18 protein-coding genes and 1 pseudogene are annotated in these 22,379 nt (G+C 42.9%); 4 read left to right on the top strand and 15 right to left on the bottom strand.

What is annotated here, in order from left to right:
- Positions 1 to 52 precede the first annotated feature (52 nt).
- From cshA to IGI54_RS00940, 6 genes are all read right to left on the bottom strand, one after another.
- Positions 53 to 1,612 (bottom strand): degradosome RNA helicase CshA, encoded by a 1,560-nt coding sequence (gene cshA / locus IGI54_RS00965; RefSeq protein WP_071861688.1) that lies wholly within the window; start codon positions 1,610 to 1,612, stop codon positions 53 to 55.
- Between the two features lie 331 nt (positions 1,613 to 1,943).
- Positions 1,944 to 3,299, bottom strand: coding sequence for a UDP-N-acetylmuramoyl-tripeptide--D-alanyl-D-alanine ligase (locus tag IGI54_RS00960; RefSeq protein ID WP_430620878.1), 1,356 nt, complete (start codon positions 3,297 to 3,299; stop codon positions 1,944 to 1,946).
- 191 nt (positions 3,300 to 3,490) lie between these two features.
- Complete coding sequence (locus tag IGI54_RS00955) at positions 3,491 to 4,555, bottom strand: D-alanine--D-alanine ligase (protein ID WP_430620877.1); 1,065 nt, start codon at positions 4,553 to 4,555, stop codon at positions 3,491 to 3,493.
- Between the two features lie 91 nt (positions 4,556 to 4,646).
- Positions 4,647 to 5,105: a YaiI/YqxD family protein gene (locus IGI54_RS00950; protein ID WP_430620876.1), complete on the bottom strand. Its 459-nt coding sequence runs from the start codon at positions 5,103 to 5,105 to the stop codon at positions 4,647 to 4,649.
- A complete protein-coding gene (locus IGI54_RS00945) occupies positions 5,089 to 6,435 on the bottom strand; it encodes a hypothetical protein (RefSeq protein ID WP_430620875.1) in 1,347 nt (448 codons plus the stop codon). The genes IGI54_RS00950 and IGI54_RS00945 overlap by 17 nt, the downstream gene beginning before the upstream one ends.
- Positions 6,436 to 6,449: 14 nt before the next feature.
- Positions 6,450 to 7,349, bottom strand: a complete 900-nt coding sequence (locus tag IGI54_RS00940) for a metallophosphoesterase (RefSeq protein WP_430620874.1) — start codon at positions 7,347 to 7,349, stop codon at positions 6,450 to 6,452.
- A gap of 102 nt (positions 7,350 to 7,451) precedes the next feature.
- On the opposite strand from IGI54_RS00940, the gene IGI54_RS00935 reads away from it, so the two are divergent.
- Both IGI54_RS00935 and IGI54_RS00930 read left to right on the top strand, forming a co-directional pair.
- Complete coding sequence (locus IGI54_RS00935; RefSeq protein WP_084133243.1) at positions 7,452 to 7,856, top strand: hypothetical protein; 405 nt, start codon at positions 7,452 to 7,454, stop codon at positions 7,854 to 7,856.
- A gap of 41 nt (positions 7,857 to 7,897) precedes the next feature.
- A complete protein-coding gene (locus IGI54_RS00930; protein ID WP_430620873.1) occupies positions 7,898 to 8,443 on the top strand; it encodes a TIGR00730 family Rossman fold protein in 546 nt (181 codons plus the stop codon).
- Positions 8,444 to 8,515: 72 nt separating this feature from the next.
- Here IGI54_RS00930 and gshAB read toward each other — a convergent pair whose 3' ends face one another.
- Positions 8,516 to 10,777, bottom strand: a complete 2,262-nt coding sequence (gene gshAB, locus IGI54_RS00925) for a bifunctional glutamate--cysteine ligase GshA/glutathione synthetase GshB (RefSeq protein WP_430620872.1) — start codon at positions 10,775 to 10,777, stop codon at positions 8,516 to 8,518.
- Positions 10,778 to 10,960: 183 nt separating this feature from the next.
- On the opposite strand from gshAB, the gene IGI54_RS00920 reads away from it, so the two are divergent.
- Positions 10,961 to 11,146 (top strand): hypothetical protein, encoded by a 186-nt coding sequence (locus IGI54_RS00920; protein WP_071861697.1) that lies wholly within the window; start codon positions 10,961 to 10,963, stop codon positions 11,144 to 11,146.
- Between the two features lie 78 nt (positions 11,147 to 11,224).
- On the opposite strand, the gene ftsY is transcribed toward IGI54_RS00920, so the two are convergent.
- The 4 genes from ftsY to rnc are packed head-to-tail and all read right to left on the bottom strand — an operon-like array spanning position 11,225 to position 17,813.
- Positions 11,225 to 12,673, bottom strand: coding sequence for a signal recognition particle-docking protein FtsY (gene ftsY, locus IGI54_RS00915; protein WP_430620871.1), 1,449 nt, complete (start codon positions 12,671 to 12,673; stop codon positions 11,225 to 11,227).
- A complete protein-coding gene (locus tag IGI54_RS00910; protein WP_430620870.1) occupies positions 12,674 to 13,492 on the bottom strand; it encodes a Cof-type HAD-IIB family hydrolase in 819 nt (272 codons plus the stop codon).
- Complete coding sequence (gene smc, locus IGI54_RS00905; protein ID WP_430620869.1) at positions 13,489 to 17,082, bottom strand: chromosome segregation protein SMC; 3,594 nt, start codon at positions 17,080 to 17,082, stop codon at positions 13,489 to 13,491. The genes IGI54_RS00910 and smc overlap by 4 nt, the downstream gene beginning before the upstream one ends.
- Before the next feature lie 35 nt (positions 17,083 to 17,117).
- Positions 17,118 to 17,813, bottom strand: coding sequence for a ribonuclease III (gene rnc / locus IGI54_RS00900; RefSeq protein ID WP_379946284.1), 696 nt, complete (start codon positions 17,811 to 17,813; stop codon positions 17,118 to 17,120).
- A gap of 161 nt (positions 17,814 to 17,974) precedes the next feature.
- Between rnc and IGI54_RS00895 the strand changes: the two are divergent.
- Positions 17,975 to 18,474: pseudogene (locus IGI54_RS00895) on the top strand (isochorismatase family protein).
- 41 nt (positions 18,475 to 18,515) lie between these two features.
- Here the strand turns inward: IGI54_RS00895 and IGI54_RS00890 are convergent.
- The 4 genes from IGI54_RS00890 to plsX form a co-directional block, all read right to left on the bottom strand.
- The gene (locus IGI54_RS00890) at positions 18,516 to 20,021 is read right to left on the bottom strand and encodes an MFS transporter (protein WP_430621463.1); all 1,506 of its coding nucleotides are present in this window, start codon (positions 20,019 to 20,021) and stop codon (positions 18,516 to 18,518) included.
- Positions 20,022 to 20,072: 51 nt separating this feature from the next.
- Entirely contained in the window at positions 20,073 to 20,612 is a 540-nt protein-coding gene (locus IGI54_RS00885; RefSeq protein ID WP_071861703.1) for a PadR family transcriptional regulator, read from the bottom strand.
- Positions 20,613 to 20,994: 382 nt separating this feature from the next.
- Complete coding sequence (gene acpP, locus IGI54_RS00880) at positions 20,995 to 21,240, bottom strand: acyl carrier protein (protein ID WP_071861816.1); 246 nt, start codon at positions 21,238 to 21,240, stop codon at positions 20,995 to 20,997.
- A 117-nt stretch (positions 21,241 to 21,357) separates the two neighbouring features.
- Complete coding sequence (plsX, locus tag IGI54_RS00875) at positions 21,358 to 22,359, bottom strand: phosphate acyltransferase PlsX (protein ID WP_071861704.1); 1,002 nt, start codon at positions 22,357 to 22,359, stop codon at positions 21,358 to 21,360.
- Positions 22,360 to 22,379: the final 20 nt, after the last annotated feature.

Here is a 22,379-nt window from a genome sequence, read left to right as displayed (position 1 = left end):
AACAAATAAAAAACCATCAATCAAAAAGATTGATGGTAATGATTAAAGAATATTAATCGTTCGAACTTGTCCGAATCACAAAGCCGCGTTTTTTATCGTTGCTGCGGTTCGTGTTTTTGTTGTTACTATTGCTACGTGACTTGTTGCCGCCGTAGTTTTTATTTTTTTGGCTAGAGCTATTACGGTCGCGATCTTTACGGTAGTTGTCTTTACCACGTCCGCCGCCACGGTTATTATTATTGCGTTTACCGCCACCGCCGCGATTGAAGCCGCCTTTTTTATTTGAAGGCAATGGGCGTTCTGGTGTGATTTTTACCGGAACCGCATCTGAAGGATCTTTGGCGATCGTCTTCAATAATAATGCTGCTAATGCTTCTGGAGAATAAGCTGCTAATAATTCTTGAGCGGATTCATTGTATTTTTCCAACGTATCAGAATTTTCGCCGATTTGACGTTGGATTTCTTCCATCGCCGCACCTAGTTGACCTTTGAAGGCTTCTTTTTCGGTTGGTGGACGCATTGGGTTCATGCGTTTTTTCGTTAAGTTTTCAATGACATGCAAGTAGCCCATTTCGTTTGGTGTCACGAAAGTTACTGACATACCGCCTTTACCAGCACGACCAGTACGACCGATACGGTGAACATAGCTTTCTGGATCTTGTGGAATATCGTAGTTGTAAACGTGTGTCACGCCTGAGATATCTAGTCCACGTGCAGCCACGTCAGTCGCTACTAAAATATCAAGATCGCCTTTTTTGAATGAACGCAATACGCTCATCCGTTTTTGTTGTGAAAGATCCCCATGGATACCTTCAGCTTTATAGCCACGCGCTTCTAAGCCACGAGCTAATTCATCAACACGGCGTTTTGTACGGCCGAAAACGATCGCCAAGTCTGGTGTTTGAACATCAAACAAGCGCGTCATTACGTCGAATTTTTCGTAATCTTTTGCCCGAACATAATATTGATCGATCAAATCAGCTGTCATTTCTTTCGCTTTGATTTTCACGTGTTCAGGTTCTTTCATGAATTTCACGCCGATTTTTTTGATTGCGTCAGGCATTGTTGCTGAGAACAATAATGTTTGACGTTCAGCAGGGACTTTGCTGATGATTTTTTCGATATCTTCTAAGAAGCCCATGTTCAACATTTCGTCTGCTTCATCTAAGACTAATGTTTCAACGGTTTCTAATTTCAAGGTGTGGCGGTTGATATGATCCAACATCCGTCCTGGTGTACCTACGACGATATGTGGACGATCTTTCAATCCGCGAATTTGACGGCCGATATCTGCGCCACCATAAACGGCTTGGACACGAATTTTTTTGTCGCGGCCTAAACGGAATAATTCTTCTTGCGTTTGGATAGCAAGTTCACGAGTTGGTGAGATGACAAGACCTTGTAAAACATTTTTAGTTGTGTCGATCTTATCTAACATCGGCAAACCAAAAGCGGCTGTTTTCCCTGTTCCCGTTTGTGCTTGTCCAATCACGTCTTTTCCGGCTAATGCCAAAGGAATAGTTTGCTCTTGGATCGGTGTCGCTTCTTCAAAACCTGACCGCTCGATCGCTACTAATAGTTCTGGTGCTAATTTTAGTTCTTTGAATTTCAAATGATATCCTCCTAATGTCTGTTGACCTTATCATTTAGAGCGTATGTTTTGGTATCCATTCGTAGTCTGCAGCTGTAAAGACAAGCTGACGTTCCTGACGATACTACCGAAAAACCGCTCCGCGAAGTCACGCGGAAGGATCATCTCTCACAAAAAGTGGCTGAAACATCCTTCATCTGAAAAATGTTCCAACCCTTCTCAAAATAACTGGTAAGCCAGTTTTATCTGCTACTGGCGAATCTTTAATTTATTGGATGACTCATTCAATCATTACTTCATTTCTCGGCAATGGCTCATTCTAACATATTCTTGCGTTTTCTGCAAGTTTTCACTATTCTTGTAAAGCTTCCACGACTTCGATCAAACCCATCCCATTACTACCCTTCAGAACAATACTGTCCTCTGCTTTTAAACTCGCCTTGATAGTAGCGATCATTTGCTGTTTCGCTTCTTTGTTAAAGTGATGAACTGCTAATGTTGGATAGCGATCGGCCAAAGCGACTTTCAGACCTTTGATCTCTTCCCCGTATAAATAGATTTCTTGAAAGTCTTGGTCGTTGATATGATCTACCATACTCGCGTGGAGCGCATACGACTCTTCGCCTAATTCAAGCATATCCGCTAAAACCGCCAAGCGGCGACCTTCCGTCGGTAATTTTGCAAAGGTATCTAACACAAGACCCATCGCTGTAGGATTCGCGTTATACACATCACTTAAGATATCCGCACCGTTTCCGGCTTTCAACCATTGCGTCCGATTTTGTGTCACTTGGACATACGCCAGTCCTTGGAAAATTTCATCCGTTCCTAGTCCAAACCAACGGCCGATTGCCATCGCAATCAGGGCGTTTTGCACATTATAGCTGCCGGGCAGCGGAATTTGATAGCCGTTGTCATCGACAGAAAAGACGGTCGCGCCTTTCGTCTCGTTTAAAATCGACGCTGATAATTCGCCGGACTGAATGCCAAATGTTTCAATGGTTTGCGAAAGAGAATGTACACGTTTCGTCAGCAAAGGTTCATCCGCCGGAATAACCAAAAGTCCATCCGGAGCTAAGCCGGTGGTAATTTCCATTTTCGCATCCGCAATTTTTTCTCTTGAACCTAGATTTTCAATGTGGGCTTCTCCAATAATCGTGATCGCCGCTACATCTGGTTCTGCCAACTCAGATAAAACACTGATTTCACCTGCCTGGTCCATGCCCATCTCAAGGATCAGTTTTTCTGTCCCTTCCGGCATATGTAAAATAGTATAGGGCAAGCCAATATCGTTATTATAATTGCCTTGCGTTTTATACGTCCGAAACTTTTGGCTAAGAACGGATTCGGTCATGTCTTTGGTGGTGGTTTTCCCGTTTGAACCGGTGATAGCAATCACATCTGGATTTTCTTCCAGTAAATAATAGCTGGCTAAAGCTTGGAATGCCTGCAGTGTGTCTTTCACTAAAATCACTGCGATGTCTTCCGGTGCTGTCGCTAGATCATTGCTCCATAAAGTAGCAGTTGCGCCATTTTCAATCGCTTTTGACACAAATTCGTGACCATCGTTTGTTCCTTTCAACGGAACAAATAAATCGCCAGCGGAAATTTTTCGTGAATCGAATTCGACACCAGTAACGGTCACCTCATTTTCCGTCAATACTTCACCTTGAACGGCTTTCTTGATGATTGTCGTTGTAAAATTCATGGTGTTCCTCCCCAATTTTTGTTTCAAACTATTAAGAAAGACTTTGCCAACCTGCTTTATTTTGCAATTATTTTTGCTTACTCTCAAAAGCTCTGTTGGAAAGCCGGACATAGTTAAAAGGAACTTGAGACTAATTCTTAGAGAATCAGGTCCCAAGTTCTGATCTAACATCATTGGTGCTTAATTATTTATTATTCAAAAGCAGCTTGCTGTTCGTAGCGTTTCAACCCTAATTGAATCAACTCTTCAATCAAGTCACCGTATTTCAAGCCCATATTTTCCCATAATAAAGGATACATACTAAATTCTGTAAAGCCTGGCATCGTGTTTAATTCATTCAAGAACAGTTCATTCTTGTTGGTCAAGAAGAAATCACAACGGCTAAGGCCAGTGCCACCTAACATAGTGTAGGCTAATTTTGCGTAATCTCGGGCTTTTTGCATCACGTCTTCTGGTACGTCAGCTGGAATTGCCATTTGGATCGTATTGTCGATATATTTCGCGTTGTAATCATAAAACGCGACTTCTTTCACGACTTCACCTGGCAAGGTTGTCCGTACATCGTCATTCCCCAGTACAGCGACCTCGATCTCACGAGCGTCGATGCCCTGTTCAACTAAGGCACGGGAATCATACCGATAGGCTTCTTGTAAGGCATTTTGCAATTCTTCACGGTTTTCAGCACGCCTGATGCCGACACTTGATCCCATGTTCGCTGGTTTGATGAACATTGGATACAACAACGTGCCTTCACATTTATCAAAAATTTGTTTTGGATTTTCTTTCCATTGGTTCTTCAGGACAGGCACAAAAGGAACTTGCGGGATGCCAGCGGCTTGCAAGATATATTTCGTCATGATCTTGTCCATCGCACAAGCACTCGTCATTACACCAGCACCGATATAAGGCATGTCTAAAGTTTCTAAAAAGCCTTGAATCGTTCCATCTTCGCCGTTTGGTCCATGTAAAACCGGAAAAACGATCGCATTATCTTCTTTAATATCTCCTGCAGCAATGACTTTGCCGCTAAACCCTTCAACAACGTTTCCAGTCGTATCCCAAGTCAGGCGCAACACTTCATCTGTTTCTGGTGCTTCCGTTAACAAGGGGCCTTTGACCCATTGACCGGTTTTATCAATGTAAACAAGTTGCACTTGATAATAATCAAAATAAACCGCAGAAATAACTGAAAAAGCCGATAAAATCGCTACATCGTGTTCCGGACTTTTTCCACCATAAAGTAAAATAATTTTCAACTGAGTATCCTCCATTACTTTCTGATCCCTCATATTTTAGCACAAAAATCATAATCCCCAAAAAGAAATTTTACAAGTATTACGAAGCTTATCATTTTGATGACAGTTGTGACTGCTGGATCAAGCCTTCGAGCGTGATAATAAAATGCTGACGATCCTCATTCGTATAGGGTTTTGGGCCTTTCGTTCGCTGCTTTGCTTGCCGCATTTTACTACCGATAAATCGTTGGGTCAACAAGCTATCGATATTCATCTGCGTATATTCCATACCCGTTTGATGCAGCACATGCTGTGCCTTGGGTAAAACTAATGAAGCCAAGCCATAATCCTGCGTGATCAAAAAATCTTGCGGCTGAATCAATGAAACAATTTTAAAGTCGGCGGAATCTGCACCGCGATCGACATACACAAATTCGACAAACGCCGGATATTCTTTTTTTGAGTAGTGATCGATACTGGTAACAATCACTACTGGCAAGGAATATTTCTGCGCGATCTCGATCGTCGTATCTTTTACTGGCGAACCATCGCCATCAATCACCAAACGCATTTTTCCCCATCCTTCCCACCACTAAAAGTCCCAGCAATAATAGGACGATCGAGGTGAATTTTACTTCATTCATCATAGCAAAAACGGCTGAATTATGTAATGTATTCAGCAATAATAAATCCTTTGCCGGCAGTTCCTGCAGCTGTAAGGCGATCAGCATAAAAATCATCAATAAAAATTGATGGGTGATACTGCCTTTATTTGACGTCGAAAACTTTGCGGTAATCCGTTGCTTTTTCTCGATCTCAGTCGTTTGATAATACAACCGGCTTAACCAGCTACTAGTCCCATTTTGGAAAAAAGTTAGAACAAAAATCGCGATGGGAAATAGCTGTGGCAAGCTTAATAGCACGAGCCCAGCTGCCAAGCCAACTAATTGAACAACTAATGGATTGCTAAATCGTTTTCGTAACCTTCCCGCAAATAGAAGTGAGGCAATGACACCTAATAAATAGGGTAAAAATAATAGAGTAGCTTGAGCGGAAATCCCTTTAAAGACGGCCACATAAAAAGTCCCAAATAAAAAGATGAAATTACCAAACATACCGTTTAAAAAAGTCAGTGCATTTTGCCACAGCGGCACTTTCCAATGATCCTTCTGACGATGGATCACCAGCAATGCCAAAATAAAAATCCCCGCGAACAAGAAAATCCCGGTACTTAATAATGTTTCATCCACGAATGCACGGCCGCTGCGTAATAAAAAGAGCGCCACAAAAAATAATAAAAACCACATCAACTCCGGTACTGAAAAAACATTCTTCGTCAGCTCTTTAAAATCCAATTCATAGTGAGGATAATGCTTGACCGTGTGATACGCACAAATATAATAAAAGCCTAAAATGATCGGCACAAGAATCGTTTGCACTGGTACTGCTAAAGTCAACGCTAAAAAAAGCGGCAATAAAACAATCAGCGCAATCAAATACAGCGATGTCGTCATCGTTTGATAGCCTTTTTCTCTTTCTAAATAAGTGACACTTGTATTGGCTGGAGTCAGCCAAGAAGCACTGAGCCCTAAAAAGGTACTACCTAACAAATAGAAATTTGTGTGGACTGCCCCGGCTAAAGTCAAGAAAGAGCCGACACCGCCTAACAGCAGCGCCACCATCAGCAACGTGTATTGATCAATCGCACGATGGAGTCCGCGAATCAAAAAAATTCCGGTCATGCGAAAAGTATAAAATAAAACAAAGGGTAAGGCCGAGATACTGCTGCTAAAATCCAGCAAATGGATAAATAATAAATAAGGCACCACAATCATAATGTTGGCTAAAACAAAAGGGGTGGTGCGAGTAAATTGACGAAAAAACTGCTTAATTGCTTCCATAAAAATTCCTTCCGCTAATAAGGGATCAACGTGATGGCTTGTTGAAATTCCTCTATCAAATGTTCTGCTTTGTATTGCGCGAATTCCGCCTGATGCTTATTTAATAAGTTGCGCATCTTCATGGGTATGAAGACTTCCGCTAATTGATTATCTAACACAAAATTCCGGGTGATCTGCCATTCATAATAATAGCCTAACGGTCGGCAGCTATAGCGTGTTCCATTGATTTCTAGATCACCAAAACGGCGATGAGTATGACCAAAGACGACCTGTTTTACATTACTATATTGATCTAATAATTCGCCTAATGCCTGTGAACCGAGAAAGGCATTCAGCTTATTCCATATTTGATATTTTCCACTTAGTTGGACAATAAACTCCGCTTTAGGAACAAAATGGGTCACTAAGATGACTTGATATTTTTTCCGCGCCAAGTCGTCTAAGATCATTTTTAATTCTCCTAACACAAACTGATCCACCGTTTGATCATCGGCAAACCGTTCAATAATCCGATCAAACCAATAGATATTTTTCATGGAACGAATTTTTTGCGGGTCCTTCAATTCAGAAAAACCGTAATCATACCAGCCATTAAAGCCTAGTAAAACGGTCTGCTCGTTTAAAGGCAGATACCGGAGATTCAAAAAATGGCTATCCGGAAAATGCTCGATCATGGCTTCCCCTTTGATATTCCCCATTTCATGGTTACCAAGATTAAAGGTGGTTGGTAGACCTTGCTCTCTAAAATAGTGATTGACTGCTAGCGTCTGTTGGATTTTATTGGCGCTATCTCCCGCAAAATGTAGACGGGTCACCGCTTGCTCCCGCAATAAATCGAACAGCTGCGCAAATTCCGCAGTTCCTAAGTGATTGATATCGGCATGTAAATCCGTGATTACTGCTAATTTCCCCATCTGACCGTCTCCTTCTTGTCTATTTTACGCAACTCGTTGTAATAATGCGAATCAAAAGCTACACGTGATATAATGAAAGAAAAAGAGCGGGAGGTCATGCACATGGTCACTTATCAAAATCTTCAAACCGATTTATTGCAAGCGCTTGATTTACACATTGATATTTTAAAGGAAGTCGAGGATATCGAAACGGAACAGCTGCCAGCCTTTCTTTTTATGATGCGCAGTTTAGGCTTCATGCTGGATCGAGCACCTTTAGTTTTGGCCAGCAATGACGACGAAGAAATGTACTATATGATGTTCCAATATTATAGTTTATTAACTGAATTAAAATTCAATTTAGCGATGAATTTTCCTTACGCCCGCTGGCAAGACGAACCGCTTTTAGAAAAAGTAAATGCCTTCCCAGAAACGTACGAAGCAGAAATGAAAGCTTGGTGGGAAGACAAAACGGGTCTCGTAGTCGAAGAAACCAAACAGACGATCGAACAAGTGAGAGATTTTTAACCCGTGGCTTCATAAAAATAAACGAATCAGGAGGCAAGCCTATGCGAATCGCGGTTTATTGCGGTGCACACTTAGGACTCGATCCCGCCTATCAAGAAGCCGCCGAGAAACTAGGTCGATGGATCGTTGAACAAGACCATGAATTAATTTATGGCGGTGGAAAACTTGGGTTGATGGGTGTCGTGGCGGATCAAGTATTAGCCTCCGGTGGAAAAGTTACCGGTGTCATGCCGGAGTTTTTAGCCCAACCAGAACGTGTCCACACCGACTTGACTAGGTTGATCTCGGTAAATGATTTAGATGAACGAAAAAAAGCAATCATGGAAAACGCTGATGTGTGTATCGCTTTGCCAGGTGGGATAGGCACATTAGAAGAAATCATTGAAGCCTACTCCTGGGCCCGTGTTGGCCAAAATAATCGCCCCTGTATCTTCTATGATGCGCACGATTATTATCAGCTATTGCGAGCTTTTTTCGATCAGATGGTCACTCAAAAATTTCTTTCTGAAGCTGACCGGCAATTAGTTTTATTCAGCCCTTCCTTAACAGAGATGGAACTATTTATTCAACGGTATTACGCTAAGTAAAGTACGGTGGTGACAAATCGTTTTATAAAAAAAGGACCTGTGACGCAATTCGTCATAGGTCCTTTTTCATGCTTAGATGGTCATCTCCGGATATAAAAAGCGCAGTACATCCAAGGTTAGCCGTCGACTCTTGCCGGCATAAGGGTAAATATGCATATGCATCATCGGATTAAAGTTGGCTTCAATAATGCCATAATCTGCTTTCGTTTCATAAGGTTTATGGATGTCTGGAATAATCAAATCGATCCCACTGATTGCGGCCCCTAGAGCGGCTACCGCGTCGATCGCTAATTGCTTATAGCTTTCGTGGGTCTCGTCAGTCACGTCGATCGAGTCGCCTCCTGTCGATACATTGGAATTTTCTCGCAAGAAAACTTGCTGGCCTTTTTCAGGGACACTATCGATTTGCAAGCCTTGGCCTTTCAGCATCAATTTCTCGATCTCACCTAATTGGATTTTTTCCAATGGCGAGCGATGATTATTTCCTCGCAACGGATCGGCATTTTTTTCAGCAACTAAGGATTCGATCGTCCGTTGGCCATCCCCAATGACATTAGCGGGAATCCGCAGTAAAACGGCTTGGACCTTTTGATCAATCACAAAGAAGCGATATTCCGTTCCCGGCATAAATTCTTCAATGATCACTTCGCTGTCCTCGCCAAAAGCCAGTGTCAAACCCGCATTAAAATCATTGATTGAGGTTGTGCCTTTAAAAATCGTGATCCCTAAGCCGAAATTAGTTGATTTTGGTTTGATCACGAAAGCCTTCTGAGCAAAGCGTGGATAGGCCTTTTTGGCCGTCTCGATTGAGCCAAAGGTCTCCCCTTCAGGTACACGGAAGCCAGCTCGGGCAAGGACCGTCTTAGTAACTGTTTTATTCGCCATTAACAATGGCGCGATGTAGGTATCTTTACTGGTCATGTTGCCGTTTTTGACTAATTCTTGGTGGGCACCATGTTGCAACTTGACGAATTGATCTTGACGATCCAATACCTCCGTCTCGATCCCTTTTTGAATCGCGTCGAACAATAAGTTTTGAGTAGACAGTTCCATTTCTTGGAAACCGGCTAGTTGATACGGATGAGCGTGAGCTTGATCATAAAATTTACGACCCAATTTCGTCGCCACTACTGCTTGTCCCTCTGCTTCATCCAACGCTAAAATCTTAGCAGCCAACGTTTCTTCCGGATGTTCTAACCAAGCCTGATACGATTTCACTAACTCTTTTCCGGCTAGATCCAACTCATCGATCATTTCTAGCATTTCAGCAAAAATCTTTTGGCCTTCTGCCAGATAAGCAGTCGGTTCTGCTGGATGTTCTAAGGAAACAGCATCGCTAATTCGATTGCCTTCTGCTACCCACTCATCGGCAGATAATTTTTCTTCTGTCCAAAGTAAGTACAGCATGAATAAATGAATGAATTCGATCTCGTCGGCATCGATTCCCACACGATCAAAAGGATTCAAGTCGATGTTTCGCAGTTCGACATAACGAATACCGGTATGGAATAGATCGGCGACTTTTTTCCCGCCACGCATTCGAATCGGCGCGTAAAATTCTTTTTCCTCCGACAAACGTCCTTGGGCGACATTTTCTGCTAGATCCTCACTATAGCGCGTCAAGGATTCATAAGAAACCTGCACATCCGGCTTATTGACATAGCCGTAGTGACTTGTACGAATACTGCGGACCGGTTCTTTAGGACGATCTTCCTCATCAAAGTAACGCTCCTCACTTAATGGGCTAGCCCCAAATAAATACGTCAGCAGCCAACGATAACGTAAAAAATTCCGTGCGATCTTCATATATAAACGAGTTTTGAATGTTTCTAACGATGTTTCTTCTGCTTGAGCCAAAAATAATTGATGGACTAAATCCAAGCCGTACTCAAAATTGAAATGAATCCCGCTGACCATTTGCTTCCGCTTGCCGTATTCACGAGCTAAGTAACGACGATACAATACATCCGCATGACGTTCGAGCTTAGCGATTTGAATATCTTCTTCTTTTTCGGGTAAAGCTGGCGGCATCGAGAATGGCCACATCATTTCATCCTCATTCATACTGCGCTGGGCCACATCATGAACAGCTTCTAAATAAGCCAACACTTCATCAACGGATTCCGTCACTGGAGTGATCAATTCTAACTGAGTCTCCGCAAAATCTGTTTGGATATAAGGATGAAAACTGCGATCCCCAACATTTTGCGGGTGGTCGGTATGTACTAAATCGCCAGCCAAAGTAACTCGCTGACTTTCTTTTTCAATCCCATAACGTGCTTGCAGCAAGAAAGGTTGTACCTTCTCTTGTGCCATCATTTTTTTTATATTCATTTGTCTAAAGCCCTCCCACGCTACATTATATAGAAAAAAATACGGAAACAGAACGGAAATGCTTAGAAAAAAAATTCGCTTTATTTATGAAAATATGATTAAATAAAGATAATAAAAAGATTAATTAAATTATCTAGAAAATAGGCGCTTTCTTATTATTTAATGGAAGAGGAGGTCATAAGAATGAAAAAAATTGAAAAAGTTGTGGAAGCTGTTCCCGCAACGGAAAGCTCACCAAAAGAATTTATCATGCTGCAGCCTCACCGTCACCAACAATTTCACTGTGAGGACGTCCATCGTAAAATAAACGTCAACGATCGCCACACTGCTGTCAGTTTACATGTCCCTCCCGGCTTCAAGAAAAAATAAATAAAAACTGTTGAGCCTTCGTAGCGCCTTTTCCAAAGATTCGAACCTTTGGAGGCGGTAGAATGCTCAACAGTTTTTTTATTCTGCTTTCAATAAGCCTTTGAATAGACCTTCTGCGAAATCATTGGGATTAAAGGCTTCTAGATCATTGATTCCTTCGCCTAGACCGACTAATTTCACTGGCAAGTGCAATTCATTGCGGATTGCTAAGACGATCCCACCTTTGGCTGTGCCGTCCAACTTAGTCAGCACTAAGCCGGTTACGTCTGTTGTTTCTTTAAACTGACGAGCTTGGACCAAGGCGTTTTGACCGGTAGTGGCATCCACTACCAATAAGACTTCATGAGGAGCCGTAGGAAATTCCCGCTGAATGACCCGTTTGATTTTTTCCAACTCGTTCATCAAATTGACTTTGTTTTGCAAACGACCTGCAGTATCAATCAATAAGATATCGTAGTTTTCATTTTTCGCTTTATCCACTGCATCAAACACAACTGCCGCGGGATCACCGCCAGCATTGCCACGAACGACTTCCACTCCTGAACGTTGGCCCCAAACGACTAACTGGTCGATTGCCCCTGCTCGGAAAGTATCGGCTGCTGCCAATAAGACTTTCTTGCCTTCGTTTTTATATTGATTCGCCAATTTTCCGATACTAGTAGTTTTACCAGTACCATTGACGCCGACAAATAAAATCACACTTAAACCATCAGATTGCAGATTAATTTGATTGTTTTCATTGACACCTTCAGCTTCATAAATGCCCACTAATTTTTCAATAATGACATTTTGAATCTGCGCGGGTTTTTTCGCATTCTTCAATTTCACTTCTTGTCGTAGAGAATCTGTCAATTGGATCGCTGTATCAAAACCGACATCGGCGCCAATCAAGGTCTCTTCCAGCTCTTCAAAAAAGTCTTCGTCTACTCGACGGAAACGGGCAAACAATTCATTCATTCGCTCGCCAAAAGACTTACGGGTTTTTTCCAAACCTTTGTCATATTTCGCTTGGACGGTTTCCTCTTGAATAGGTTCTGCTTGAACTGGTTCTGCTTCAGTCAATTCCGCTTCAATCGACTCTGCTTCAACTGACTCGACTGATTCGGTGGGTTCGACTGTTTCAGCAGGAATGATCGTTTCTGCTGGTACTTCCACTTCAGTCTGCTCTGGTTCTGCTTCAGGCCTTTCCGTCGGTACTTCGGCGACTTCCTTCGTCGCTTCCTCAGTAACGGGTGATTCCAATGATTCTGATTCCTCTGGCTCCGTTACTTCCGGTGCTGGCATTTCTTGTGCCGGTACATCAATCGTTTCGCTGGCTTCTTCCAGTGCTTCTTCGATGGCTTCCGCACTTTCTTCTGAAATTTCCTCTTTGACAGCCGGCTTTTCTTCAGTTGTTTCAATCGAACTAGAGTCTGGCACCTCATCAGAAGTAGGGCTGGCTTGATCGTCTAGCTCATCCGTTTTCTTTTCAGGTTCTTCTGTCGTTTCTCCGGTAAAAGCTTTCTTTATACGGTCGAATAATCCCATCTAAAACCCTCCTTCATCAAATACAAATTTTTGGATTGCTTGTGCAACACCATCGGCTTGGTTCGTACCAGTCACAAAGTTAGCGGCTGATTTGACTCCGTCGGTCGCATTTTCCATCGCCACACCAACACCTGCATAGGTGATCATTGAAAGATCATTGGCTTCGTCGCCTAAGGCCATCATTTCATTGGCCGCGATTCCTAAACGTTCACCTAAAACAGAAAGACCAAATGCTTTCGTCACACCCTTAGGCATAAATTCTAATAAATTAGGGCGCGTTTTAAAGATTTCAAACCGTTCGTATTCCTCTGCCGGAATCAAAGCGATCTGCTGATCTAAATAGTCCACCTCTGTCGCCGCAACAACTTTATTATATAATGCATTTTCCTCTAAGACTTCGACTGTTTTTGTAACATAGGTCAGTGCTTTATTCATCGTTGGATAAAGCGAGGGATGATCAGTTGAGGAAGCTAGTTGGAAGCTCAAGGCATCCGACAACACATCTGTCGGTAAATTCAGTTCCACAAATAATTGATAGATGTGTTTGACATCAGCCAAATCCATCGCGGTCTTGCCTAAAATTTCACCCGTATTGGTTTGAATCAAGCCACCATTGAAGGTGATGGAATAGTCATCCGCATCCAGCAGATTCAATTCTGCTAAATAATCTTTGATAGCGATTAGCGGACGGCCCGTACAGATCACGATCTTGACTCCTTGTGCCTTCGCTTGAGCCAGGACAGCTTTATTCGTATCGGATATTGTTTTTGCATCCGTCAATAGGGTGCCATCTAAATCAATGGCAATTAATTTTATCATGATCGAAGTTCTCCTTCCTTAACTGGAAATTTTCCATCGTCTTTGACTTCTTCCAGCCGTACCGAAATAATTTTCGAAACGCCCGATTCTTGCATCGTGACGCCGTACAATACATCCGCCGCTTCCATCGTGCCTTTTCGATGGGTCACCACGATAAATTGTGTGTCATCTTGAAAGGCACTTAAATAGCGACCAAAGCGGGCCACATTGGCTTCATCCAACGCTGCCTCCACTTCATCCAACACACAGAAAGGAACGGGACGGACTTGGATGATTGAAAATAGTAACGCAATCGCCGTTAAGGCTCGTTCACCTCCAGAAAGTAATGACAAGCTTTGCAGCTTTTTACCCGGCGGTTGGGCTTCGATCTCAATCCCGGTATTTAACAAATCTTCAGGATTCGTCAAAACTAACTCCGCACGGCCGCCGCCAAACATATTCGGGAAGACAACTTTGAATTTCTCACGAATCGCTTGGAACGTCTCATAAAAACGACTTTTGACCTCGTCATCCATTTCATCCATCGTTTCAAATAATTGTTCCTTCGCTGATAGCAAATCATCTCGCTGCGTCGTTAGAAAATCGTAGCGTTCTTCGACTTGCTTGTATTGCTCGATGGCATTCAAGTTCACCGGCCCTAATTTTTCAATCGCTTGTTTTAAGCGAGCCACTTCTTGCTGAGCAGCTTGTTGATCAATTTCCTCATCGGCTTGGGCTTCAGCTCCTTCAAAGGTCAAGCTGTATTCCTCTTGCAAGTAAGCCAGCGCATTGTCCAGTTTCAACTCATAGCGGTTTTTCTGGACGTCGGCTTGTGATTGAAGTGCCAACAAATTTTTCTGTTCCCGATTGGCTGCAGTTAACGCACCGTCGGCTTGGTCCACTTTTTGTTGTAAGATTTGACGCGCTTGCTTCCAGTCAACTAATTCTTCTTGTAACTGCTGACGAGCAGCGCTTAGTTCAACTAAACGTTGATTCAAGCTTTCTTCCGTCTCTTCATGATCCGAAGAATCGCTAGATAGGGCCAATAATTGATTCTCCAAACTATGGATCTGACTATCCAGCTCCTGCAGCTGACTTTCAAGATTCAAAGTTTGACGCTCTAAATACATCAAACGTTCTTCCAACACGGCATAGTCCGCTTGTAAGCGACTCAGCTCAAGGACGATTTGCTGGCGTTTTTCTTCCAGCTGATCACTTTCTTGATTTAACTGTTGAATTTCCAGGTTGACGTCTGCCTGCTGCTGTTGCAATGCCGTTTGCTGCATTTCTAAGTCAGCTTTTTGTTTTTGATAATCCGTCAAAAAGCTTTCCAGTTCTTTGGCTTCATAAGAAAACAGCGCTTGTTCCTTCTCCAGTCGCGCTAGTTCCGACTCTACTCGTTTTTCACCGCTTTGCGCTTCTTGATACGCTAAGCGGGTCTGCTCCCCTTGTGTCCGAATTGTTTCTAGCTCTTCATTTTGTTTGGTCACTTTGGTCTGCAGCTGACGAACAAATTGTTCTTTGGCCTGCAGTGCCTGATCAATCTCCGCGGAGCGCTTGGTCCACTCCGCCAATTCATGACTTTGATTAAATAAATTTCCGCGATTGCCTTGCTTCGTAGCACCGCCGGTCATGGAACCACCGGCGTTCATCACATCCCCGTCTAGAGACACGACCCGCACTTGATAACGGACTTGGCGAGCCAATTGGTTGGCGCTGTTCAAATCACGAGCGATCACGATCCCGCCTAGTAAATTCTGCATCACGGGAGCAACGCTTTCCGGAAAAGCAACCAGTTCACTAGCTACCCCTAAAAAGCCCTCCGTCTCTTGGATCGCGTGCAAATGATGAAGGGCCAAACTCCGCGGTTTAATCGTCGTTAACGGTAAAAAGGTCCCTCGACCACTACGTTGCTGCTTTAAGAAGGTAATTCCTTGACGAGCATCCTTTTCATTTTCGACAATGATATGCTGCGCCGCTGCCCCTAAGGCTGTCTCGATCGCTAAGGTGTATTCCTCGGGTACTTGGATCAATTCAGTAACGGCACCGACGATTCCGCTTAGTTGTTCTTTATGTTGTAACACGCTGCGGACACCTTGATAAAAGCCGCTGTAATTTTCTTGGATCTCTTGCAGGCTTTTTTGTCGTGCCCGTGCTTGTTGGACTTGACTCATTAAATCGTACATCAGCTGCTGTTCTTTTTGCAGTTGCTGTTGCGTCGCATTTTTTTCTTCGACTAATTGACGATAGGCCCCTTGCTCTGTTTGTAAGCGAGATTCCAGCTCGATAACAGCTTGCTGCGCGTCAGCTTGTTCTGCTGTCAATGTTTGCAGTTGTTCCCGCAATGCTTCAAAACGAGTGACACTTTGCTGATTCTTGGCTGTTTCTTGATTATATTGTCGTTCCAAATACTTCAGCTCATTGCTGACATTGGCCGATTCCTGCATCAATTCAACGTAATTTCCCCGCAAATCCTCCAACAATTCTTTCGGCGATTTTTGGTATTTGACACTTTCTTCAGTTAATCGTTGGATTTTTTCATCCAACTCGAGTTTTTCAGCTTGCTTGCTGGCCAACTGTGCTTTGACGGCTTGTAGCTCTTGTTCGCAGCTGACTTTTTTGTGTCGTTGCTCCGTCAACGTCCCTTGGTATTCGGCACTGGTTTTTTGGGTATTCTTAGAACGTTCACTAAGTAATTCCTTTTGGCCCTCCGCTTGTTTTAAAGCTTCTGATAAATGCAGCAACTGCTGTTGTCCATTTTCAATTTGTTCATCAAGGATGCCGCGTTTTTCCCGCAGTTCGCCTAATTGTCCTTCCGTTGCTTGAATAAAATGACCTTTATCCGCTACGGTCTGCGATAAATCTTCATAATCGACTTTAGCTGCTTCCCAAGACGCCCGAGTTTGTTTGATCTTAGTGACCGTTAAACTGACATCGGTTATCGTCAATTCTTTTTTTAGCGCCAAAAACTCCTTCGCCGCTTCGCTTTGAGCAGCCAAAGGAGTCAGCTGATCTTCTAATTCGTAAATAATATCTTGGACGCGGCTTAAATTGTCCTCCGTCTCAAACAGCTTTTGTTCCGCTTTACGTTTTCGCTGCTTATATTTCAGTACACCAGCCGCTTCTTCAAAAATCCCCCGGCGGTCTTCCGGCTTACTAGCAAAGATCGCTTCGACCTTTCCTTGGGAAATAATCGAAAAGGATTCCTTCCCTAAACCTGAATCCATAAATAAATCCTGGATATCTTTTAAACGGCAAGCTTTTTTATTAATGAAAAAATCGCTCTCGCCCGTTCGGCGATAGCGACGAGTCACACTGACTTCGCTAAATTCCAGCGGCAAATAATGGTCTGTATTGTCTAAGACCACCGTCACTTCCGCGATATTCAGCTGCTTGCGAGACTCTGAACCGGCAAAAATAATATCCGGCATCTTGCCGCCTCGCAAACTTTTGGCAGACTGCTCTCCTAGGACCCAGCGGATTGCTTCGGTGATATTGCTTTTTCCGCTGCCGTTTGGACCGATCACCGCAGTCACACCTTGCTCAAATTCGATCTTCGTACGATCCGCAAAGGATTTGAAGCCCGCAATCTCAATTCGTTTTAAATACAAAATGTTCCTCCTAAAATTCCCTTAGGAAATTCCCACTACTTTTTAGCCAGCTTAATCAAAGCTTTTTCAGCCGCATCTTGCTCCGCCAATTTTTTTGATTTCCCTTGCCCTGAGCCAATCAAGCGATCGTCTGCATAGACATCGATTGAAAAAATCCGTTCGTGAGCGGGGCCTTCTTCATCAGCTAACCGATATTCGATGGTCACGTCGCCACTTTTTTGCAAGACTTCTTGCAGGCGGGTCTTATGATCCATCTCGCGCGTAAAGACACCTGCTTCGATTTTCGGAAAGACGACCGTTTTAATAAAGTTCAACGCTACCTCATAGCCTTGATCTAAATACAAAGCGCCTAAGAAAGATTCGAATAAATCACATAAAAGCGCTGCACGACTTCGGCCGCCAGAATTTTCCTCACCCTTGCCTAATAGGATGTACTGATCAAAATGACATTCCTTCGCAAATTTTGATAAGCTTTCTTCCCGCACGATCGCCGAACGCAAGCGAGTCAACCGACCTTCTGGCAAGTTGGGATAATGGTGATACAAATAGTCCGATACTTGAATTTCTAAGACAGCGTCCCCTAAAAATTCTAACCGTTCATTATCTGAAATGTTCATGTTACGGTGTTCATTCACGTATGAAGAGTGGGTAAACGCCTGCTCTAATAAGTTCACATCGTGAAAGACGATGCTATAATTTTCTTTCAATTCATTGATCAACTGTGTATCCATGGGCTCATTCCTTTTTTTGAGATTTCCATCACGCTTTATTATACTGTTTTTTACCGGAATTTTAAATCAGAAGTGATGATAGTAAGAAATTTTCAACCTTTGGCTTTGCCTTCGCTGACAAAAAAGTGTTACAGTTAGAAAAACGATCGGAGGACGTTCGCATGCCTAAACTTTCTGATGCCCTATTAGTCATTGATCTGCAAAAAGGGGTATGCTTCAAGGAACAGCCAATCTATCACCTAGATGAATTGATCTCAAACATCAACCAGCGTATCATCGACTATCGTCAGGCCAATAAAACGGTGGTCTTTATCCAGCATTGTGACGAAGAACTGATTCCTCACACCAAAGCTTGGGAACTCTTGACTGAGCTAGCGATTGCAATCACCGATCCAATTATTCAAAAAACCACGCCAATGCCTTTTACCATACGAAATTGCAAACAACGCTAACTGAAAAAGATTGCCACTCCTTAGAAGTCTGCGGGGCTCAAACCGAATATTGCATCGACACCACCATCAAATTCGCTCACGGCTTAGGCTATTCATTAACGATGAAGAAAAATTTTTCGACTACTTATGATCATTCTTTTCTTTCCGCGGCGGACACCATCGCCTTTTACGAAAAAATTTGGAATAAGCGATTCTTACAATTACTGTAATAAAAAAGTAGCACCCAGACCGGGCGCTACTTTTTTTATCCTTAAATTGTCGTTTTAGCGTCACGCATAAAGAAGATTGCACCTGCCGCACCAATCAACACGATCACTGCCGCTGTTAGACTGACGCCTACCATTCCGTGGTCGAAAGCTTTGATGACGACTTGTTGGAAGTCATGGGCAAAAGGCACTTTACTTAAACGTTCACTAAAAGCGATTTGATGACCGGAAAATGGTCCGGCGTTAATGATCGCCTTGTGGAGTCCCGCCGCTGCTTGTGCCGGCATTTTGACAGCAGAAAGATGATCCTCAAAATAGGAATTATAACGATTGGCTTCCACCATTCCCAAAATAACCACCCCGAAGGACGTGCCGAATTGACGAAAGACGTTCAATAAGCCCGAAGCCATACCCATTTCATGAGGAGCAACGCCCTCCATCCCAGCGGAATTCAAGACCGGATTCACGATCCCATTAGCGATCCCGACAAAGACTAAGGTCAGCCATAATTGTTTGAAGCCCATATCGACGGATAAATTATTAATCAATAAAATAAAACCGATGCCGCCTAAGATCATACCTACGACAATCATCCATTTCTTAGAGAAACGATTGCCTAAGATACCTACCACTGGACCTAAAACCAATGACCAGACAGACATCGCTAATTGATGTACGCCGGTATCAAAAGCAGACCAGCCGATATAGTTTTGCATTAAAACCGTCAAATACGTGCTGAAGGCGTAAATCCCTGAGCCTAAAGCGAAAGCTACGATCACTGAACCGACAAAATTGATGTGCTTAAACATCTTCAAATTCATCATCGGTGCTTCTACTTTGCTTTCAATAATAATGAAGGCAATTAATAGAACGACCGCCAAAATCAACCAGCCAGCCACTCGCATATCCGTCCAAGCCCAGCTTGTATTGGTTTCTTTTTGGATCAGACCATAAATAGCACTGAATAATGTCGCGGCCGAAAAAAGCATACCTAGAAAATCAATCTTTTGATCTCGTCCATAGCTCGGGGTTTCTTTGACAAAGACCGCCGTCATAATCACCGCAATGATCCCGACTGGTAAATTCACATAAAAAATCGAAGACCAACCAAAGGCATCGACTAACAACCCGCCGACTAACGGACCAGAAGCTGATGATAAACCAATCACCGAACCGAGTATCCCCAAAGCGACGTCTCGTTGCTTGCCGTCAAAATTCGAAGCGACTAATGCCATTGACAACGACATCATGCCGGCTCCGCCGACCGCCTGTACTCCGCGGCCAATATCTAAAATCAATAACGAACTAGCCATTCCGTTAACGACTGAAGCAATCACGAATAAAATCAAGCTCGCGATAAATATTTTCTTACGACCGTACATATCCCCCATTTTTGAAACGATTAATAAGGTGACAGCAAAGACTAAGGTATAGGCATTCAAGACCCACTGTAATGAATTAAAACTTTCATTGAAAGCTTTTTGCATCGTTGGTAGTGCCACATTTACAACGGTGACATCCAACAGCCCCATAAACACTCCTAAAGACATGGCTACTAACGAAAGCCATTTGCGATAATTATTCTCTCTCACTGATTTTTCCTACTTTCTCTTTATCTCCCCAAGGCGTTGATCTACCCAAGCAATTTTCGTTTCCGCCACTTTGATATCCAAATCATAAACCGCCACTAACGTTTGAAATCGCTGAGCATAGTCAGGCAAACGTTCCGCATGATCCAACATATCTTTTTGGGCTGCTTGGTAAATTGCCAAATCCTTTTGCATGAATTCTCGGTACTGCATCAAGATCGTGATTTGATCCGCCACTGGAACACTATCAATGGAACGTAATTTGAAATGCAAGATATCTTCTCGCTTAGCATCTTGAGGTACTGGCTCTCGCATCAAGGCAAAAAAGTGTTCACGACCCTTGTCTGTCAAATGCAGCAGTTTTGATTTTCGCCCATCCTCATGCAGTTGAGAAGTCACCAAGCCTTGTTCCTCTAATTTATCCAAGACTGGATACAAAATGCCATTAGAAATTTTTCGCATTGGCGATAACGCAAGACTCATAATTTTCTGCAGCTTGTACCCCGTCTTATCACCCGTCAATAACGAGCCTAAAATCAAAAGATCATACATTTCGATTACTCCCCCCATCAGTCTTTTCGACCTATAGCTTTTTCATTATAGGTCTTTTCGACACATTGTCAATCCTTTTGTTTCAGAAAGTTTCGGAAAAACAAAAAAGAGAGACCATCATTTGTCCCTCCCAAAATTTCTATTTTCTATAGCAAGCATTGCCTTTAAAGGAGAGCTAGCTCATCCTAAAGGCGTTCATTTTCCCATAAATCGGAAAATAATTCTATCTTCGAAGGCCTACGATTCCCTTAAAAACAAACAGCAGAACTCGTGAAGCCCGACATGGCTAGATCTACTGTAAAGCGATTTATTCAATTAAAAATTTATACTTCCTTTATAGTCAAAAAAACGTGAAATCAAAATGATTTCACGTCCGTCTGGCTTAAGCTTGATTAGTTTCCATAATGTAATCAACCGCAGCTCCAACTGTTTCAATTTTTTCAGCGTCTTCATCTGAAATCTCAGTTCCAAATTCATCTTCTAATTCTAAGACAAATTCCATGATACTAATTGAATCTGCATTTAAGTCGTCTTTGATACTCAATCCAAGAGTCACTTTATCTTTGTCGATTTCAAAATGATTTGAAATTATTTCAGCAACTTTGCTAAATACTTCTTCACGAGTCAACAACATTCACCTCCACTTGATCAACTATTATGCGTTTATGTTTTACTAGAAGGTCACAGTTCATTTTACTGATGTTTACCCACTTTGTCTACCTTTTTCGGGAAAATAAACTTGGGGCTACTCGCCTTTTTGTGTCTCAAAAAATTGGACCAATTGCCCTACGACATCGGTTTCTAGCATCGTATGTATCTGATCAATCGTATTGGCGACCGCTTCAGGACCTGTTGAACCATGGGTTTTAATCACCGGTGCTTTCAAACCAAAGAGCACTGCGCCGCCATGAGCAGAGTAGTCCAATTTATCTTTTAAGCCGTATAAGGTATCTTTCAACATCAAGGCGCCCATTTTTCCTTTGACACCCGCATCATTGATACTGCCTTTTAACAGGCTCATTAAGCCCATCGCGGTTCCTTCAATCGTTTTTAACACCGCATTGCCGGTAAAACCGTCCGTCACCACGACATCGGCTACCCCATTTAATAGTTCACGCGCTTCAACGTTGCCGACAAAATTGATACTTTCTTCGGCTTGCAACAGCTTAAAGGCTTCTTTTGTCAATTCGCTGCCCTTCGTTTCTTCTGTTCCATTGTTCAACAGACCAACTCGTGGTTTTGCGATTCCACGAACGTGTTTCGCATAAAAAGAACCTAAGATCGCGTATTGATGAAGATGCTCTGCTTTATTTTCCGCATTGGCACCTAGATCTAGCATATCGAAGCCTTGGTCGCCGTTTAACACGGGTAAAGTAGACATCAAGCCGGGACGTTCAATCCCTTTGATCCGCCCTACCACAAATAGGCCCGCCGCTAACAACGCACCGGTATTCCCGGCAGAAAAGATCGCATCGGCTTTTCCTTCTTTAACTGCTTGTGCCGCTAAAACCATCGAAGCGGTTTTTTTACGGCGGATCGCCTTAACCGGTTCATCATCACTATTGATTTTTTCATCCGTATGAATGATTGTGATATTTTTTTCGTTTGTCAGATATTCGCGAATCGCGTCTTCTTTTCCATACAATTGGAACTCGATCTCTGGGTGTTTTTTTTGGGCAAGCATCACGCCTTCGACAATGGCTTTTGGCGCAAAGTCGCCGCCCATTGCATCTACAGCAATTTTCATGAAATTGTTCTCCTTCTTCA

Origin of the sequence: Enterococcus sp. DIV0800 (assembly GCF_050559735.1) — a bacterium.
GTDB lineage: Bacteria > Bacillota > Bacilli > Lactobacillales > Enterococcaceae > Enterococcus_A > Enterococcus_A devriesei.
This window is presented reverse-complemented; position numbering and strand designations above follow the sequence as displayed.